This is a genomic window from Lysobacter sp. 5GHs7-4 (genome assembly GCF_021284765.1).
Classification (GTDB): domain Bacteria; phylum Pseudomonadota; class Gammaproteobacteria; order Xanthomonadales; family Xanthomonadaceae; genus Lysobacter.
This window is the reverse complement of sequence record NZ_CP089924.1, coordinates 311,064-329,474: the sequence shown is the minus strand read 5'-3', so window position 1 is coordinate 329,474 and position 18,411 is coordinate 311,064. Positions and strand designations below refer to the sequence as shown.

13 protein-coding genes are annotated in these 18,411 nt (G+C 66.4%); 11 read left to right on the top strand and 2 right to left on the bottom strand.

The features are described 5' to 3' along the window. Positions 1 to 161 precede the first annotated feature (161 nt). From LVB77_RS01370 to LVB77_RS01335, 8 genes are all read left to right on the top strand, one after another. Positions 162 to 1,190, top strand: coding sequence for a chromate resistance protein ChrB domain-containing protein (locus tag LVB77_RS01370; RefSeq protein WP_232908437.1), 1,029 nt, complete (start codon positions 162 to 164; stop codon positions 1,188 to 1,190). Next, the gene (locus LVB77_RS01365; protein WP_232908436.1) at positions 1,187 to 1,858 is read left to right on the top strand and encodes a ferric reductase-like transmembrane domain-containing protein; all 672 of its coding nucleotides are present in this window, start codon (positions 1,187 to 1,189) and stop codon (positions 1,856 to 1,858) included. The genes LVB77_RS01370 and LVB77_RS01365 overlap by 4 nt, the downstream gene beginning before the upstream one ends. A gap of 58 nt (positions 1,859 to 1,916) precedes the next feature. Next, positions 1,917 to 5,126, top strand: a complete 3,210-nt coding sequence (locus tag LVB77_RS01360) for a FlgD immunoglobulin-like domain containing protein (RefSeq protein WP_232908435.1) — start codon at positions 1,917 to 1,919, stop codon at positions 5,124 to 5,126. Continuing rightward, the gene (locus LVB77_RS01355) at positions 5,126 to 6,034 is read left to right on the top strand and encodes a hypothetical protein (protein ID WP_232908434.1); all 909 of its coding nucleotides are present in this window, start codon (positions 5,126 to 5,128) and stop codon (positions 6,032 to 6,034) included. The genes LVB77_RS01360 and LVB77_RS01355 overlap by 1 nt, the downstream gene beginning before the upstream one ends. Before the next feature lie 35 nt (positions 6,035 to 6,069). After that, a complete protein-coding gene (locus tag LVB77_RS01350) occupies positions 6,070 to 7,218 on the top strand; it encodes a FlgD immunoglobulin-like domain containing protein (RefSeq protein ID WP_232908433.1) in 1,149 nt (382 codons plus the stop codon). 2 nt (positions 7,219 to 7,220) lie between these two features. Beyond that, complete coding sequence (locus LVB77_RS01345) at positions 7,221 to 11,783, top strand: RHS repeat-associated core domain-containing protein (protein WP_232908432.1); 4,563 nt, start codon at positions 7,221 to 7,223, stop codon at positions 11,781 to 11,783. Between the two features lies 1 nt (position 11,784). Next, positions 11,785 to 12,228, top strand: a complete 444-nt coding sequence (locus LVB77_RS01340; protein WP_232908431.1) for a hypothetical protein — start codon at positions 11,785 to 11,787, stop codon at positions 12,226 to 12,228. A 295-nt stretch (positions 12,229 to 12,523) separates the two neighbouring features. After that, a complete protein-coding gene (locus LVB77_RS01335; protein ID WP_232908430.1) occupies positions 12,524 to 12,997 on the top strand; it encodes a DUF2262 domain-containing protein in 474 nt (157 codons plus the stop codon). Positions 12,998 to 13,115: 118 nt separating this feature from the next. On the opposite strand, the gene LVB77_RS01330 is transcribed toward LVB77_RS01335, so the two are convergent. Further along, complete coding sequence (locus LVB77_RS01330) at positions 13,116 to 13,826, bottom strand: ferredoxin--NADP reductase (protein ID WP_232910416.1); 711 nt, start codon at positions 13,824 to 13,826, stop codon at positions 13,116 to 13,118. 142 nt (positions 13,827 to 13,968) lie between these two features. Between LVB77_RS01330 and LVB77_RS01325 the strand changes: the two genes are divergently transcribed. From LVB77_RS01325 to LVB77_RS01315, 3 genes are read left to right on the top strand one after another with little or no spacing between them, the layout of a single operon-like run. After that, positions 13,969 to 15,006 (top strand): ABC transporter ATP-binding protein, encoded by a 1,038-nt coding sequence (locus LVB77_RS01325; protein WP_232908429.1) that lies wholly within the window; start codon positions 13,969 to 13,971, stop codon positions 15,004 to 15,006. A gap of 17 nt (positions 15,007 to 15,023) precedes the next feature. Continuing rightward, positions 15,024 to 15,821: an ABC transporter permease gene (locus LVB77_RS01320; protein WP_232910414.1), complete on the top strand. Its 798-nt coding sequence runs from the start codon at positions 15,024 to 15,026 to the stop codon at positions 15,819 to 15,821. A 26-nt stretch (positions 15,822 to 15,847) separates the two neighbouring features. After that, the gene (locus LVB77_RS01315) at positions 15,848 to 16,225 is read left to right on the top strand and encodes a hypothetical protein (RefSeq protein WP_232908428.1); all 378 of its coding nucleotides are present in this window, start codon (positions 15,848 to 15,850) and stop codon (positions 16,223 to 16,225) included. Between the two features lie 130 nt (positions 16,226 to 16,355). On the opposite strand, the gene LVB77_RS01310 is transcribed toward LVB77_RS01315, so the two are convergent. Further along, the gene (locus LVB77_RS01310; RefSeq protein WP_232908427.1) at positions 16,356 to 18,347 is read right to left on the bottom strand and encodes a winged helix-turn-helix domain-containing protein; all 1,992 of its coding nucleotides are present in this window, start codon (positions 18,345 to 18,347) and stop codon (positions 16,356 to 16,358) included. Between the last annotated feature and the right edge of the window lie 64 nt (positions 18,348 to 18,411).

Here is an 18,411-nt window from a genome sequence, read left to right as displayed (position 1 = left end):
TCGCGTCTCATTGCGCGAATTCGTCTGTGATACCGTTCGCGGTGGTAGGGGACTCAGGCCGACATTTGCCGTGCAGATGGATCGGCCTGCTCGGGCGCTTCGTGCGCGCGAGCGATTCATCTCGGCGGTCTGGACGATGGCTGAAACAGGGGCGACACAGGATGTGGCAGCGCGTGCGTGATCGTGGTTGGCTGCGGCCGATGGCAACGGTGTTGGCGATCGCGATGTTGGCTGGTTGCAGCGCGTCCACGCCACCGCGCGCCCCTGTGGTGACGGACTATGGCCTGGGCCCGGACAAATGGGCGACCGCCTGGTTGATGGCCCGCCATGCCGAGCCCGGGGCGGAACTGGTGGTGGTACCGCAAGGCCATGCCCTGCCGGAGGGCGTCGCATTCGATGTGCCTTCTTCGCCGCTTCGACGCGAACGCGATCACGCCGCGTTCCAGTCCGTGATCCAACGCTATCGATTGGCCGATCCGGCGCTGGCACGGATGGCGCGGATTGTGCGCGATATCGAGGTGAACTATTGGGGCGCGCCCGACGCCGCGGAATCGCCCGCGATCGAACAAGCGTTCCGCGAGCTGCAGCAGCGCCACGGACGCTATTCGGTGGCGCCGGCGTGTTATCTCGCGTTCTTCGACAAGATCTACAAGCAACTGCAATCGTCGCCGCAACCCGGTCCGGCGTTCGACGCCGACGCCTTGCGCGTGGACTGCCATGCGCTGGCCAGTCAGGAGGCGCAGGGGCCGCTGGTGCCGGAGTTGTCGATCGCCACGCTCCTGGCGGAGATGAAAGCCGGCAGAACCGTGCGCTTCGTCGATGTGCGCGAACCAGAGGAGTTCGTCGAGTCGCACATCCCCGGCGCGCTGAACATCCAGCTGCGGTCGCTGGACGAAAACGCGCTCGCCCAGCTGCGCGGCGCGGACTATGTCGTGAGCTACTGCATCAAGGATTTCCGCGGGTTCGAGATGGCGCGGTCGTTGCGCGATGCGGGTATTCGGAACGCCGTGATCCTCAACCCCTATGGCATCAAGGGTTGGATCGCCGAAGGCCTGCCCACGGCAGGGGCGAAGGCATTGACGTCGGGCGAGGCGCTGACCAGGCTCGACGCCTGCGTGACGTCGCCCGCCGCCTGCAAGGCGGATGGCGCGTCAACGCACGGCGGCGGTTCGCGGGAGGCGCGCCCATGAGCGCGATCGTGCCGGCAAGCCGAGCCCGCGCGCTGGCGCTGTTGTCGCTGTGCTGCGCGCCCTTGATCGTCTGGACGGTGTCGGTCAACGACCCCATGGCTTACGTGCGTTGGGGCGGCTTGCCGCCCGGCCAGCAGTGGTACCTCGCCGCGAAGCTGGCCGGCTTGCTTGGGTTCTGCCTGTTCTGGGCACAGTGCATGCTGGCGCTGGCGCGGCATGTCGCGCCGCTATCGACCTGGTTCGTCGTCGACCTGCGCTGGCACCGCAAGCTGGGCCTCATCACCGCTTCGTTGGTGCTTGCGCATGTCGCGCTGTTCGTCGTGGCGGCCTCGCTAAGGACGGGGCAGCCCGCCTGGGATCTGTTGCTGCCGGACTTCACGCATGGGTACTACCGCTCCAGGATCGCGCTGGGAGCGGCGGCCTTCTGGCTCGTATGCCTGACCGTCTTCGCGGGATGGAAGACGATGCGCGGCGCCAGGCGCTGGAAACGGATCCATTTGCTGTGGCCGGTCGTGTTCGGCCTGGCCTTCTGGCATGCCTTCACCATCGGCACCGAATCGCGCTACGGCGCGATGCGCGGGGTGATGCTGGCTTTGCTGGCGGGCATCGCGGTCATCGCCGCGCTGCGAACGTGGCGAGCGCTGCGCCGGAGCGCGCCGCGCCGATAGGAAATCGGGTGTCAACCGGAGGCGGACGATGGTTCGCCTCACTGCAAAGGAAGCGCGCATGTTCGCCGAACCGAATCATCGAACCGAAGCTGCGTCGGGCGCGAGGCTGAGCCGACGTCGATTCGTCATCGTTGCGACCATCGCGCTCCTGCTGGCCGCTCTGCTGAACGTGACCGCGACACGGGGTGCCGACGACGATCTGCTGCTGTATCCCTTGTCCGCCGTGAATTACGCACGGGTGTTGCGCGTGACCGGCCTCGCCGAGCCAGGTCAACGCGTTCGGATCGAGGTCGATGGCGTTGTCGCGGGCAAGACCGTTGCGAACGCGAGCGGCGACTTCGTCTTCTTGATCGCGCCGTCGCGAGGCGAACACCTCGTACAGGCCGTCGAGGACGCCAAGCACCCGTACCCCGTACGCTCGGTGGCCTTCCGCGTCCGTCACGATCCGCCACCCGAGCGCGAGGCCGCGCGCGCACGGCCGGCGGCCGCATCGGGCGCGGTCGCTGCGGCGACCGGCGCACCCGCGATCGATCCGCCCGCGGCGACCAGTACCACCAACCCCGCGACGATAACCGGTACCGCCGCGGCCGGCGCGGAGGTCAGCGTGTTCGTCAACGGCCGGTACGCGCGCAAGTTCCTGGCGACGACGGGCGGAACCTTCTCGGCCTGGGTGCCGCTGGAAGACGGCCCCAACAGCATCTATGCGATCGCCGACGACGGCAGCGGCGCCAGCCCGGTGTCCAACACCGTCGAGATCGCGTACACGAACAGCCTGCCGCGCAGCTACGGCGCAACCACGATCAGTACGCCGACCGTGTGGACCGTCGGCGACGGAACCCCCTATACGCTCAGCGGCGACATGGTGATCTCCGCCACCGGCGCATTGTGGGTGCAGCCGGGCGTGACCTTGCAGGTGTCCGGCAACTACAAGATCAAGGTCGAAGCCAACGGTGAGGTGGCGTTGCGCGGAACCGCGGCCGCGCGCGTGCGCTTGCGTCCGACCACCACCGCTTGCACCGATGCCACGCCGCGCCGCAGCGACTGGCTGGGCATCGAGGTGCTGGGCGGCGTCCCCGTCAATGCGCTCGGTCGCGCGTCGGTCGAATACGCGGACATCTACTGCGCCAATAACGGCGTCTACTTCAACGGCGGCACAGGATCGCTGCGGGACTCCCGTTTTCTCAACAATGTCAGCGGCATCAAAACGCGCGCGGCGACGGCGGCGGCCCTGATCGCTCCGCTGATAGCCGGCGGCAACACCATGCAAGGCAATACCCACGGGGTAAGTGTCGATATCAATAGTCGGCCTTCGATTACCGGCGGCAACCTGATCACAGGCAATACCTACGGCATAGTCGTCACTGGCGGCAATGTTGGTCAGGACCCGTTGCCGGTCGTCAATGGCAACAGCCTGTATGGGAACTCGACCAACAACTACTACGCGCAGTCGTTCGGCAATCCGACCGGCATCGTGCTCGACGCGCGCGGCAACTGGTGGGGTACTGGCGACCCCACCGCGATCGCGGTAACGATCCGCGATCGCAAGGTCAGCACATCGGCGCCGTACGTCGATTTCTCCGGATACCTGGGCAGCGCGGGCGGCGCTCCGGCATCGACCGACAGTCCGCTGGTCGGGCCGATCAACGCCGATGCCACCCTGGCGGCCGGCGACTATCTGATGATCGGCGACGTCACGGTGCCGTCCGGTGTGACCTGGACGCTCGCGCCAGGCGCGACGATCCGTTCCGTGGGTGGGCGCCGGATCCGGGTGTCCGGTACCCTGCGCGCGCTCGGCAACACGTCCCAGCACGTGCACTTCACCTCGGCCAATCCTTATCCAGCGAAGGGCGACTGGTACGGCATCGAGGTCATGGCCAATGCCGTCGCGCAGATCGATCGCGCGCGCATCGAGTACGCGGTGGCCGGTGTGGACTTCAACGGCGGGCAGGGGACCGTGTCCCAATCGCTGATCCGATTCTGCACCTACGGGATCTACGCCCAAGCCGGGGGCAATCCCACGATCCATCAGGGCAATCAGATATCCCATAACGACTACGGGATCTATGCGTATGCCGGCCAACCGGTGGTCAACGGCAACGCGCTGTTTTCCAACGCGTTGTACAACTACTACACCCGTGGATTCTCGGCGCCGAAGCCGACCCTGGACGCGATCGGCAACTGGTGGGGTGTCGCCACCGAGGCCGGCATCGCCGCCACCATCTACACCGCCGGGACGTCGTCGACCACGGTCAACACTTCGGGTTATCTCCTGTCGGAGCCCTTCGCGCCGGCGATGCTGCTCAGTGGATTCTCGATGAGTAGGCAGCAGGTCCGCCCGCTCATCGCCGCGCTGCCGGCGGAGGGCGTTTTCACGCTCAATCGCGGCGGCAGCGTGGCTTATCGTGTGGTGCGCGATGCGGACGGCGCGATCGTGCGCCAATGGACGCGGGCCTATGCCGACCCTGGCCAATACGCTTTCCAGTGGGACGGCCTTAACGACCAGGGCACTTCGGCTGCCGGCGGTCTGCATCGCGTCATCCTGACCGCGACCGACGGGCTGGACCCTTATGTGTTCGACCTCAAGATGCCCACGACGGTGGTCGTGCCGAGCGGAAGCCTAAGCGGCGGCTTCAATCCGTACTTGAACGAGTTCTACAAGGCGCAACTGAGCTATTCGCAATCGTCGCTCGCCTCCTTGCTGGTCACGCCGCTGGGCGGCACGCCGTTCTATGCGTTCGAGGGGGTTCATTATCCGGCCGGCAGCCATTGGGTTCATTGGAATGGACGCACGCCCGACGGATCGTTGGTCACCGCCACCACCGCCACCTTCGCGACCGATGCGCAGGTGATGCGCGCCAACGGCATTTACGTGTTCGAGCCTGCGGTATCGATCACCGGCACCGGAACGGCGCCCAACATCGAGGTCAAATCCAACCCCTATCTGGTCACTCACAGCTTCGACCAGGCATCGAGCATCGTCTATCGCATAGACGCCGACGCCGTCGTGCGCGTGGTGATGCTGCCGCCGGGCATCGTCGACCCGGCGCACGCTTCGGCCATCGTGCTGCTGAACGACGTCGCGCAGAATGCGCGCGATTCCAGCGGTCTTCCGGTCGATCACACGGTGGTGTGGCGCGGATTCAACGAGAGCGATCCGAACGGCGTGCTGGTGGCGTCCGACGGCGCCTATACCTTCGTGATCGAAGCCACCCTGCCGGCGACCGGGCGCAAGACCGTCTATCGCGGCGTGCTGAGCATGGTGCAGTAATGCGACAGACCCACATTCGGGCCACGCCATCGTCGCGCATGCTGTGCGCGATGGCCTTGGCGTTGTCCCTGCTGCTCGGCGGGTGCCGTTCCGAGCCTGCCGACGCGCCGATCGCTTTCCTCGCGCAGCGCGACGGCTTGTGGCAGGCATGGTGGATCGAGCGCGCCGGTGCGCAGCCCAAGGCGCTATCGAAGACGTCGGAGGACGTGATTCGGTTGTCCTGGTATCCCAACGGGCGCGAGCTGCTGTTGAACCTGCAGGACGGCCGCTTGGTGAAGGTGAATGTCGCCAACGGGCTTACGACGAAGCTCGATTTTCCGGTCGCCGGCGTTGCCGATGCCGTGATCTCTCCCGACGGCCGGCGTATCGCCTACTCGGTCAGCATGGTCGACAGCGGAGACCGCAACGACCTGTGGACCTACGACCTCGCCACCCGCGAACGCCGCAAGCTGACGACGATGCCCGGCCTGCAACACGACCCGGTCTGGAGCCCCGACGGCAAGGCGATCTACTTTCTTTCCGCTGGCGGTCCGCAGGCGCACGACCTGTGGCGACTGGATCTGGCCACGGGCAGCACGGAGCAGCTGACGGTGAACGCCCTGTACCACTTCGACCCGGCGGTCCGCTCCGACGGCCTGATCGCGTATTCCGGCAACGAAGACGGCGACTACGACCTGTGGACGCTGAAGCCCGGCAAGCCGCCGCAGCGCCTGACCCGGGATCCGGCGCTCGATGCGCGCCCCAGTTGGTCGCCGGATGGACGGACGCTGGTGTTCGAATCCACGCGCGACGGCGGTACGCACCAGCTATGGCGCATCGATCCCGAGGGCGGTCAGGCGACGCGTCTGACGAATCTGCCCGGCGGCGCGCGCATGCCGGTATGGGCGCCGACGGGGATGCGGCGGTGAGCCGGTCGCGGGCGATGGGCGCAGGCATGCGCTCGATGGGCCTGGTGCTGGCGCTGGTGTGCGTGGCCGCTTGCGGGAAACAGACGCCGGCAGGGGAGGCAGCGTCTACCTCGCAAGCCAAGCCCGCCGTCGTAATCGCGCAGGTACGCACGGACCGCCTGGCGTTCGATCCGGCCCGATCCGAATCGGTCGCGATTCGGTTCAATTTGAGCGAGCCGGCCGATGTAACGCTCTCGATTCACGACGGCCGCGACCGCCGGGTATTTCAACGCGCCGCCAAGGCCTTGGCCGCGGGCGATCACGCGCTGACCTGGAACGGCCAGGACGGCACCGGCGCGCGGGTACCGGCCGAGGCCTACAGCTACACCTTGACCGCGCGCACGCCCAAGGGCAGCAGCACGCACGACCTGACCGATCTCACCGGCGGCGAGCGCATCGAAGCGCGCGACGTTCGCTGGGACTCGGCGACCGGCACCATCCACTATTACCTGGACAAGCCGGCGCGTATCAATCTGAGAATCGGGCTTGAGGACGGCCCCTATCTGCGCACCGTGGTGGATTGGGTGCCGCGTCAGGCCGGCGCGCAGGCCGAACGCTGGGACGGGCGGGATGCGTCCGGAGTGCTCGATCTGTCCGGCAATCCGACCCTCAAGCCGGTGGTGGCCGCGTACACGCTGCCGGACAACGTGATCTTCGTCGGCGGGCCGGCGGAGACGACTCGCTTCGTGGCCGAGCAGGGCGCCGCGGCGATGCGCGAAAGACAGGCCGTCGTCCGCAAGCAGATCGGCAACAGTACGCAGCAGCCGCTGGACACGCGCGGCGACGTGCGCGCGCAACTGGTTCCGGTCGGAGATTACGCGCGCGACGACCAGGGGCGTTGGATCGTGAGCGGAGCGGTGCGGTTCCGCGTGGACGTGGCCGACGCCGACCGCGAGCGCGTGATTCAACGACGCTTCGAGGCGGTCTACTACGTGGACGGCGTCTTTACCTACGAGAACGAGCTCGGCTATCTGCCGATGACGTGGACCTGGGACACCAGCGCATTCAACCCCGGCGAGCACTTCGTCACTCTCAATATCCGCGGCTACGAAGGCAACTTCGGTGCCGCCACCGTCAAGGTGATGGTGACGCCAAGCGCGCGAGCCAGCACACAGCAGACCGGCTCGCCGGTCGAAGGAAAATGAGCATGCAGCTTTCGCCCGTTCCGGCCGATCGCCGCGGCGCTACGCCCCATCCGCACCCGCGCTCTGCGCGCGGCTGGTACGCGGTCGCCCTGGGTCTGCTGTGCGCCTTCCTGCTGTCGTCGCCTGTTTCCGTCGGTCCGGCGCGTGCCGACGGCATCGGCTCCAGCGTGACGCCGGGCGCCGCGCCGCAGGGGCCCGAGTCGCGCCCATGCAGCGGCGATGGCTGCTGCAAGGCCAATGCACAGGGATCGAACGGTACCGGTGTCGGCGACCCGGTCTGGACCTACGATGGCAGCCTGTATCTGAGTTACGTCGACATGACGGTCGGCGTCAACTTTCCGATCCAGTTCTCGCGCCGCTACGACAGCCGTTCGGAATACGACAGTTCGGTCGGCTACGGCTGGTCGCACAATTACGACAAGCGCCTGTTCGAGTATCCGGATGGCTCGATCGTCATCCGTACCGGTTGTGGCGGCCGCAGCCGCTACGTCTACTCCGGTGGCGCCTATGTGTCTCCCTCCGGCGGCGCGACCGGTCAGCTGCTGGCGCTCACCGGCGGCGGTTTCCAGTTCCAGTACCGCGATGGCTCCCGCGATGTTTACGACTCGCGCGGCTACCTGGCGACCCGCGTCGCGGCCAATGGCTGGCAGCAGGAGCTGAGTTACGACGAGCGCAACCGTCTGCCCCTGATCGGCACCTCGCGCCGCGCGGTCGACCCCAACAAGCCGATGCTGGTGGCCTATCAGCCGCGCCTCACACGGATCGTCGAGAAGACCCATGGCGGCCTGCCGACGGGATATGCGCTGGATCTGCAATACAGCGACACCACCGGCCGGTTGACGAAAATCGTGGCCAACGACGGTCGCGAGGTGAACTACACGCACGACATCCACCAGGGCGCCACGCGCGGAAACCTGGTCGCGGTGGCCGGCCTCACCGACTACAGTCAGGCATTCGCCTACGCGGACGCGAACGACCAGCACAACGTCACCTCGATCACCGATGGCGCCGGCGCGGTCACTGTGGTCAACACCTACAACGCCCAGGACAAGGTGACGCGCCAGAACCAGGGCGGCACCGTATGGACCCTGGCCTATCCGGCCGCAAACACCACGACGGTTACCGAGGCCGTCGATCAGGGCAGCACCACCAGCACGCGTACCTCCACCCAGGTGTTCAATCCCGGCGGGTATCTCAGCAAGGAGATCGATGCCCTGGGCAACGAGCTGCGCTATACCTACGACGGCAACGGCGATCAGACCCGTACCGAGTTGTGGGAGAAGCAGGCCGACGGTTCGTTCGCACTGCTCAAGGCGGTGGACAACACCTACAACGGGCAATCGCAGAAGCTGACCGAAGCGGTGACCCTGGACAGCGGCGAGGTGGTCACCACGGCCTGGACCTACACCAACGGCTGGGTGTCCAGCGAGCAGACCGGCTCCAGTGCGAGTACGCAGGTCTTCCGGACGGAGTTCGCGTTCGTTTTGACGCAGGGCCGCCCCATCGCGATCAGCCAAGTCCGTCGGCGCAAGGACGATGGGACCTTTGCGACCACGACCTACAGCTACTGCACCGGGAGCGATATCTCCGATCCCAATGCCGGCTGCCCCGATCGCCGTCTGGTCAAGCAGATCGACGGCCCGCGTACCGACGTCAACGACGTCGTGACGATCCGTTACTACACCAGCGCCGACACCAGCGGCTGCGCCGCGGGCATCGAGCCTTGCCATCGTCTGGGCGATCGCAAGGAGGTCGAGAACGCGTTGGGACAGAAGGTCGAGTTCCTGCGCTACGACGGCGCGGGCCGGCCGACGAGAATCCGCGACGCCAACGGCGTCGTCGCCGAAATGGTCTTCCACCCACGCGGCTGGCTGCAGCAGCAGATCGTGCGCGGCAGCGACGACGGATCGACCACGGACGACCAGATCACCACCTACGTCACCGACGCGCGCGGCAACGTCACCCGCATGACCACGCCGGACGGCAACTACGTCGACATGACCTACAGCAACCAAAACTGGTTGCTGACGGTACGCGATCAGGCCGGCAACGAACTGCGCTACACCTACGACTCGGCCGGCAACCGCCTGACCGACAAATCCTATGCCCCGGGCAATGTGCTCAAACGCACGCAAACCGTCGCGTTCGACAAGCTCAATCGGGTGGCCAGCGCGGTCGGCACCAGCGGCACCACGCACCTGCTGACCTACGATGCCGCAGGGCGCCAGACCAAAGTGACCGATCCGAACCTGGTACAGACGCTCAATCAGTACGACGATCTCGACCGTCTCGTCACCACGGTCTCCGACGGCGCCAGCGGCGGCCTGCAGATCAGCACCGCGATGACCTACGACGCGGTAGGCAACGTGCGCTCGGTCACCGATCCCAAGAGCCTGACGACCCACTACGCCTACGACGCCCTGGGTCGTTTGACCGAACAAGTCAGCCCCGACAGCGGCGCGACCGCGTTTGTCTACGACGATGCCGACAACCGCCTCTCCCAGACCGATGCGCGTGGCATCACCGCGACCTACGTCTACGATGCGCTCAATCGACCGCTCTCGGTGACGTATCCGAACGCCGCGGAGAACGTGACCTACGTTTACGACGCGGTGAACGCGGTGTGCCAGTCCGGCGAGACCTTCGCGGTCGGCCGCCTGAGCAAGATGACCGACGAAAGCGGCGCCACCGAGTACTGCTACGACCGCTTCGGCAATGTCGCCCGCAAAGTCCAGACGACCGACGGCCAGCTCCGAGTGGTCCGCTATGGCTACGACAAGAGCAACAAGCTGGCCAACCTCACGTATCCGGACGGCACCCAGGTCGACTACGTGCGCGACACCCAGCGCCGGGTCAAGGAGGTCGGGGTCACCGCGGATGGCGGCACGCGCCAGGTGCTGGTCAAGAATGCCGCCTACCTGCCGGCGGGTCCGGCCAGCAGTTGGCAATACGGCAACAACCGCACCCTGACGCGCGGTTACGATCAGAACTACCGCGCGACCACCGTCTACGACGCCGGGCCGAATACCAGCACCTCGGCCAGTGGGATGTTGGACGATGGCCTGAATATCGGCTACGTCTACGACAACGCCAGCTACCTGAAGGAGATCCGTGCGGCCAGCCTGTCGACCAGCACGACGCGGGCGAAGTTCGCCTACGACGCCGTTGGCCGCCTGCTGACGCGTAGCAGCAGCGCGAACGTGGTGCTGGAAAGCTACGTCTACGACCTCACCGGCAATCGCCAGAGCGTGACGGCGGGCGGCAGCACGACGAACTACAGCTACGACGTCGCCAGCCATAGGCTGACTTCGGTCGGAGGCGTCGCGCGCACCTATGAAGCCAACGGCAACCTGAGCACGGTGGGCGGCACCGGTAAGGAATACGTCTACAACCAGGCCAACCGGATGAGCGTCGCCAAGGCCGGCGGGGTCGTGCAGGCCACGTACACCTATAACGGCTTCGGCGAGCAGGTGCAGCGCCAGACCAGCGTGACCACGCGATTCGTGTACGACGAGGCCGGAAATCTGCTGGGTCAATACGATGCGAACGGCCAACCGATCCAGCAGTACGTGTGGATGGAGGGCGTGCCGGTCGGTGTGCTCACCGGGACCGGCGCCGGCCAGGTGCTGCGCTACGTCCAGACCGACCAACTGGGCACGCCGCGCGCAGTGATCGATCCGACACAGCAACGCGCGGTCTGGCGTTGGGACGAGAGTCTGGAGGGCTTCGGTACCGACGCGCCGAATACGGATCCGGACGGCAACGGCCAGACCTTCGTGTTCGACCTGCGCTTCCCCGGCCAGCGCTACGACATGGCCAGCGGGTTGTATTACAACTACATGCGGGACTACGACCCGACGACGGGACGGTACACGCAGAGCGATCCCATTGGACTGTTGGGCGGAGTCAACACATACGCCTATGCTGGCGGCATGCCGACGATGGCCGTAGATCCGTACGGACTCGATTTTTCGCTCGATCCGGTGTGGGGCGCCATTTACGATGCGACGGATGGATGGAGCCCCCAGCAATCAACCGTGGATTTCTGGGCGGGGTGGGGAGACATGGTCAGCTTCGGTTTGACTAACTCCATTCGCGAGTTCAACGGAACGAATGGAAATGTCAATCGGTGCAGTGGCGCGTACAAATGGGGCGAGGCCGCCGGCTTCGCCAACACGCTGGCCGTAGGATGGGCGGGCGGCATGAGGTCCGCTGTTCGCGGTTGGGCCAACTACTCCCATTCCATGTTCCCTGCCAGGTGGGCCACGGGCGCCTTGAAGAACAGGAAGTGGTGGCTGGACAACAAATTCGGACGTTGGTTGGCCGGGAGGAAAAGCAAAAACAGATTGAACGGAGACTACGTACCCTGGCAGCTCCATGCACGTATGGACCCATTGGCCAGAAAAGGGTTGAAGCTGCACGAACTGGCGGCTGCGGGACCGTTGTTTTCCCCCTTACGCCAGGCAATAAATCGAGTTCCGTACTTTCCTGGCAGCGCAATTTACGGAGGAGCGTCGCTTCTAATGAACAGCCAAACGTCCCAGTCTGATTGTGGTTGCCAATAGAATGAACGTCATACAAGCGATCCATTCGCGAATCACAACGAAGCTGTTCTCCTTCGACGACTTCGATAGGGCGCTGCTGGATTTTCTGCTCTCCAGATTGTCCGATGAGAACAGGCACATCTTGTTGTCTCAGATGTCTTTGATCAACAAATGCCAAACCGAATTCGACGAAGAGACGGGCGTTCTCACGAATTATTTCTATAGGATGTTCTTCGGAAATTCGATACGGGACTTCCCCGAGGTTTTCCCGCATTCCGATCGTTCTGAGCTGCTGGCGAGATTGCGGGTGGATGTCAACGAGCAGGTCGTGATCCACGCGGAGTTGATGCAGGTGGATGGCGTGTTCTTCTGTATCAGATACACGTCGAGTTCGGATCTGTTCCGGCCCTTGAGTCCTGATTTCAAGATCACGATCGTGGAACTGCCGGAAGGCATCGCCGGTTAGCACGCCGGCATCCGGACTCGCTGCTCACAAGATTTCGGGAGCGGATCGTCGGCGCAAGCCGTACGCACGTCAGCATCATCTCGACACTGCGTTTTGGCTCTAAGTTCAAGCGGTATACGAGCTGATCGCCCTGGGCACGAGTAGCGACCGAATGGGGCTCTTAGGGGGCCGTTTTCGGCATATACGGCGCCATCCCGACGATGACCTAAACGACGATGACGGACTATCGCTCGACCTTGGGCTGCGGTTTCGGAGCCTGAGATGAAAACATCCCTCTAAAGAAGTGGGAGGAGATATGTTTGATGGCATCAAGCGTTTCTTGTTCGGCGATAAAAGGCAGATAACCGACGTCGTCCAAAGCGACCTGCTCGGGAAGCTGACGTTCGACGACGACGTAGAGGCGTGGGAGTCCGTCGCGAGGATCGGCGGAGAGAAAATCAAATTCCACATCGCAGGGGACTGGGGCAAGGAACAGGTCGTTATTGGCCCATCCCCGCGATTGATCGGCGAGGCGGAGCAGCTTGCGGCGCACTTCGAGGAATTCTCGGGTGCGGTGAGGGAGTTCATCGAAGCCCAGATGGATCAAACCCCTTCGTTGGACGAATGGCGCGAGGAATTGCGGCGGCTGAAGATCGCCCAGATATGCTTTTTCTGGGCTGAGCGTCCAAACGATGGAGAGATCGTTTTCTCGGGCGGAGCGGCCGGCCGCATCTGGGCATGCGCCATCAAGAACGGAAAGCCCGCGCCGACGCTGAGTTTCTCGTCCTGATCGCCGGCGGGGCGAGTCGGCCCTGCTTCAATACCCGCTTCTGCGAGCGGGTGGGCGGCTGTACGGTGGGTAGAGCGCCTCACTCACGAGGCCGATCGGTATCCGGCCTCGTTCCTACCTATTTGCTGCTGACGTACTTCTCGCGGCGGATCGCCGGCACCGGTAGGCCGTGCGCCTTGAGCGCTTCGAAGCAGGCATCGACCATGTTCGGATTGCCGCACAGGTAGGCGATGTCGGACTCGCCGTTGGGCGCGAACTCGTCGATGAACTGCTGCACGTAGCCGTGGCGGGTGTCCGGGTGCGGATCGGCCGGCAGCTCGCGCGAGTAGCAGGGCACGAAGCGGAAATTGGGGTGGGTATCGGCGAAGGCGCGGAACTCGTCGCCGTACAGCAGCTCGTCCGGGGTGCGCGCGCCGAACATCAGCACCACCTCGATGCCGCGCTCGCGGATCAGGGTCTCCAGCTGCGGCAGCATGGCCCGGTACGGGGTCACGCCGGTGCCGGTGGCGATCAGCAGGTAGCGGCGGTTGGCGTCGGCCGGCATCAGGCAGAAGCGCCCGAACGGGCCGCTGGCGTCGACCGTGCCGCCTTCGTCCAGGCCCTCGAACAGCGCCGTGGCGGCGCCGCCGGGCACGTAGCTCACCGCGATCTCCACCGCCTCGCCCGGTCCCAGCGCATGGTCGTGGATGGTTGCCAGCGAGTAGCTGCGCTTGGTGGCGGTGCCGTCGGCGTACTGGAAGTGAACCTGGATGAACTGGCCGGGGATGTAGTCCAGCGGCTGGCCGTCGTCGCGCACGAAGGTGTAGTGGCCCACGGTGGGGGCCAGCATGCGGCGCGAGACGAGCTTGAGGGGGAAATGCTGGATGGCCACGGTACCGACAAACCTGCAACAGTCTGTGGCCGGAGCGCGGCCACGGGGGCGCCTATACTACCGGTTATCGCCGCGCGGCTCGCGGCGCAGGCTTCCCGAAATGACCCAGAACCAAGCAGATACGGCCGCCGCGGGGCTCGCGCCGCCGGTGGCCGCCGGCGCCGCCACGGTGCCGGCGCTGTCCGTGCGCGCGCTGCGCAAGACCTACGACAACCGCGTGGAGGCCCTCAAGGGCGTCTCGCTGGACGTAGCGCCCGGCGACTTCTTCGCCTTGCTCGGACCCAACGGCGCCGGCAAGTCGACCCTGATCGGCATCGTCAGCTCGCTGGTCAATCTCAGCGACGGCGCGGTCGAGATCTTCGGCACCGACCTGGCCAAGCACCGCGACGCGGCGATGCGCCTGATCGGCCTGGTGCCGCAGGAGCTGAACTTCAACATGTTCGAGAAGCCGCTCGACATCCTGGTCAACTACGCCGGCTTCTACGGCGTGCCGCGCAAGGTCGCGATCGAGCGCGCCGAACAGGAACTCAAGCGCGCCCAGCTGTGGGACAAGGCGCAGATGATGAGCCGCACGCTGTCGGGCGGCATGAAACGCCGACTGATGATCGCGCGGGCGATGATGACGCGGCCGCAGCTGCTGATCCTGGACGAGCCCACGGCCGGCGTCGACATCGAGATCCGCCGCGGCATGTGGAAGACCCTGCGCGAGATCAACGCCGCGGGCACCACCATCATCCTGACCACGCACTATCTGGAAGAGGCCGAAAGCCTCTGCCGCAATCTGGCGATTATCGACCACGGCCGCATCGTCGAGCAGGGCCCGATGAAGGCGCTGCTGGCCAAGCTCGACGTCGAGGGTTTCCTGTTCGACATCGACGGCGTGCTGCCGGCGACGCTGCCGACCATCGACGGCGCCAGCCTCAGCGCCACCGACGATCACACCCTGGACCTGGAAATGCCGCGCGCGATGGACCTCAACCGCGTGTTCGCCACGCTGGGCGAGGCCGGCATCCGCGTGCGTTCGATGCGCACCAAATCCAACCGTCTGGAAGAGCTGTTCGTGCGACTGACCAGCGACAACCTCGACAAGGGCCCGCTGGGCAACGGCGTGCCCGCGCAACCGGAGCAAGGCGCATGAGCGAGGCGTCCACCCCAATGCAAGACCAGCACGCGCAGCCCAGCAACGCGCAACGCAACCTGACCGCGCTGGGCACCATCGTCCGCCGCGAAGTCGCGCGCATCCTGCGCATCTGGGGCCAGACCCTGGTGCCGCCGGCGATCACCATGGCCCTGTACTTCCTGATCTTCGGCGGCCTGATCGGTTCGCAGATCCGCGACATGGGCGGCTATAGCTACATGGAGTTCATCGTCCCCGGCCTGGTGATGATGAGCGTGATCCAGAACAGCTACGGCAACATCTCCTCCAGCTTCTTCGGCGCCAAGTTCGGCCGCCACGTCGAGGAGCTGCTGGTCAGCCCGATGCCGAACTGGGTGATCCTGACCGGCTACGTCGCCGGCGCGGTGCTGCGCGGCCTGATGGTGGGCACGATCGTGCTGCTGATCGCGATGTGCTTCACCAAGGTGTCGATGCCGCATCCGCTGGTCACGCTGTCGACGGTGCTGCTGGGCGCGACCATCTTCTCGCTGGCCGGTTTCATCAACGCCGTCTACGCCAAGAAGTTCGACGACGTCGCGATCGTGCCGACCTTCATCCTGACCCCGCTGACCTACCTGGGCGGCGTGTTCTATTCGGTCAAGCTGCTGCCGCCGTGGGCCGAGGCCATGACCCACGCCAACCCGATCTTCTACATGGTCAACGCCTTCCGCTACGGCCTGCTGGGCAGCAGCGACGTGCCGCTGTGGATGGCCTACGGCCTGATGCTGGGCTTCGTCGCCGCGCTGTCGGCGCTGGCGCTGTGGCTGCTCAAGCGCGGCGTGGGGCTGCGCAGTTGAGGCCGCGTCGCGGCGCGATCACGGCGATGCTGATCCTGGCGCCTGCCCTGAGCGGCGGCGCCATCGCTGCCGAAGCCGCCTCGGACGCGGCGCGCGCGCTGCGCGAACTGGCGATCGCCGACGGCGTGCAGCTGAGTCGGGCGTCCTACTGCGGTTACTCGCGCGAGGACCTGGACCGGCTGCTCACGCGCCTGCACGAGCGGACGATCGCGCGCGCGCAAGCGACCGGCGCGTCCGTCGACGACAAGGCTTACAAGGACGGCATGTACGTCGGCATGCAGCAGGCCATGGACGAGGTGCTGCGGCTACCGCCGCAGGACATCGCCGACGAGCACGTCTACCGTGCCAAGCACTGCGGGAAAACGCGTGCGCAGATCGACGCGTTGCTGGCTCCGGTGCCCTGAGTCCGGGGGCGCCGCGCATCGCCGTCCCTTTCGTAAGATGCGCTGAGCCGCAGGCGAACCGCATCGTCGCGCCGCGGCGAATTCCCGCGACGGTGCGGTTGGCGCTGCACCCTACGGCGTTACCCCGGCCTCACTCGCAGACCGCGCCCTCGCCGCCATCGGAGCGGCACACGCGCGGCCAGCCGCGCTCGCGCCAGAACGCCAGCAGGCCGCTGTCGCGCAGATAGGTCTGGAACGCGGGATCGCGGCGCAAGTCGCGCGACTCGGGTTGCCACAGCACCCACTGATACGACGCATAGCCGGCGCGCTGCACCGCGTCCAGGCCGGCGATGTCGCGCGGGTAGTCGCGCACCGGCAGCAGCAGGCGGGTGAAGTCGTAGCGCACCTGACCGTAGTGCGGATGGCGTTCGGAGACCTCGATCGCGGGCAGCACCGCCGGCCAGCGCGCCGGCTCCTGCAGCGCGGCGGCGGCGGCGATTTCCGACTCGCGCCACGGCATCTCGGCCGGCAGCGCGGCGGCCAGACGCGCGGCGGTGGCGTAGTCCTTGCGCCAGGCCGCGTTGAAGTAGCGCGCGGTCTGGGCCTGGATCGGATCGGCCATGGCCAGGTGCGACTGCGCCTCTTCGTGACGTCCCAGGGTGTCGAGCACGCGGCCGCGCCAGAAATGCAGCATCGGGTCGTAAGGCGCGATCAGCAGGGTGTCGTCGATCTCGCGCAGCGCCTGATCGACGTAGCCCATGGTCGCCAGCCGTTGCGCATGCGCGCCGCGCCAGCTGGTGTCCGACGGCGTCAACGCGATCGAGCGCTGCGACAGCGACAGGCATTGGTTCCATTGCTGCTCGCGGCAGGCGCGGTTGGCCCATACGCCCAGCGCCTCGGGCTGCTGCGGGTCCAGCGCCAGCGCCGTGGCCGCGGCCTGTTCGGCCTGGTTGCGCACGTCGTCGCGGCCGGCTTCCGGGGCCAGCGAGCGCACCCACAGCTTGGCCGACAACGCGCCCCAGGCGCGTGCGTAGCGCGGGTGTTCGCGCAGCAGCGCGCGCAGTGCGGTTTCCGAGGGCAGGCTGGAGGCGTTGGTGTTGCGCAGGCCGCCGGCCGAGGTGTTGCGCGCGATCAGATAGCGCTGGTACAGCGCCGGGTCTTCGTCGGCCGGCGGCGGCGGCGGCTTGCGGCCAAGCTGGCGCTGCATGGCGTTGCCGATCGCGTAGGCGATGTTGCGCTGGATGACGAAGATGTCGCGGAACTCGCGGTCCAGGTCCTGCGTCCACAAGGTGCGGTCGCTGGCCGCCTCGACCAGGCGCAGGCTGATGCGCAGGCGCTCGCCGTCCTGGCGCACGCTGCCTTCCAGCACGTGGGTGGCGCGCAGGCGGCGCGCGATGTCGGCCAATGACAGCGGGGTGTCGCGGAACTGCACCGAGGAGGTGTGCGAGGTCACGCGCAGGCCGTCGATGCGTGCGAGCAGGCCGATCAGTTCCTCGCTCAAGCCGTCGGCGAAGTCGCGGCTGCGCGGGTCGTCGCCGAACGCGCGCAGCGGCAGCACCGCCAGTACGGGTTGCGTCGTGGCTTGCGTGGCGGATGCGACCGCGGCGGCGGGCGCCGCCTCGCGCCCGCCGGAGTGGCGCCACCAGGCCAAGGCGCCCAGCGCCAGCACGGCGACCACGGCGACGATCGTGGCGACACGGCCGCGCGCGCGCGTGGGCACTGGCGCGTCGGCGCGCGGCGGCGTCGCGTCGCCGTGGCCGTCCGCGTCCGCGTCCGCGGGCGGCGTGGCCTGGGCGCGCTCGGTGTCGGCCGACACCGGCAGCTCGAAGCGATAGCCGTAGCCGTGCACGGTGTGCAGGTAGCGCGGCGAGGCCGCGTCCTCGCCCAAGGCATGGCGCAGCAAGGTCATGACCCGGTTGAGCACGCCCGGGGTGACGTGGCGATGGCCCCAGACCGCGTCCAGGATCTCGTCGCGCGCGAACACCCGGCCCGGCGATGCCGCCAGCAGCGTCAGCACCGCGAACGCCTTGGGCTCCAGCGCCTGCACTTCGCCATCGCGCAGCAGCCGGCGGCCGGCGCGGTCGATCACGATCGCGTCGAAGCGCAGTGCGGCGGAGTCGGCGGGCGGGTCGGTTGCGGTCATGAAGAAGGTGAGGGCCTGCGGGGGGATCGGCCATTAACGGTTACGCGTCGGCCGCGCTGACGCG

Coding starts and splice junctions, on each gene's coding strand:
- LVB77_RS01370 (WP_232908437.1), top strand. CDS start 162: ATGTGGCAGCGCGTGCGTGATCGTGGTTGGCTGCGGCCGATGGCAACG.
- LVB77_RS01365 (WP_232908436.1), top strand. CDS start 1,187: ATGAGCGCGATCGTGCCGGCAAGCCGAGCCCGCGCGCTGGCGCTGTTG.
- LVB77_RS01360 (WP_232908435.1), top strand. CDS start 1,917: ATGTTCGCCGAACCGAATCATCGAACCGAAGCTGCGTCGGGCGCGAGG.
- LVB77_RS01355 (WP_232908434.1), top strand. CDS start 5,126: ATGCGACAGACCCACATTCGGGCCACGCCATCGTCGCGCATGCTGTGC.
- LVB77_RS01350 (WP_232908433.1), top strand. CDS start 6,070: ATGGGCCTGGTGCTGGCGCTGGTGTGCGTGGCCGCTTGCGGGAAACAG.
- LVB77_RS01345 (WP_232908432.1), top strand. CDS start 7,221: ATGCAGCTTTCGCCCGTTCCGGCCGATCGCCGCGGCGCTACGCCCCAT.
- LVB77_RS01340 (WP_232908431.1), top strand. CDS start 11,785: ATGAACGTCATACAAGCGATCCATTCGCGAATCACAACGAAGCTGTTC.
- LVB77_RS01335 (WP_232908430.1), top strand. CDS start 12,524: ATGTTTGATGGCATCAAGCGTTTCTTGTTCGGCGATAAAAGGCAGATA.
- LVB77_RS01330 (WP_232910416.1), bottom strand. CDS start 13,826: ATGCTGGCCCCCACCGTGGGCCACTACACCTTCGTGCGCGACGACGGC.
- LVB77_RS01325 (WP_232908429.1), top strand. CDS start 13,969: ATGACCCAGAACCAAGCAGATACGGCCGCCGCGGGGCTCGCGCCGCCG.
- LVB77_RS01320 (WP_232910414.1), top strand. CDS start 15,024: ATGCAAGACCAGCACGCGCAGCCCAGCAACGCGCAACGCAACCTGACC.
- LVB77_RS01315 (WP_232908428.1), top strand. CDS start 15,848: ATGCTGATCCTGGCGCCTGCCCTGAGCGGCGGCGCCATCGCTGCCGAA.
- LVB77_RS01310 (WP_232908427.1), bottom strand. CDS start 18,347: ATGACCGCAACCGACCCGCCCGCCGACTCCGCCGCACTGCGCTTCGAC.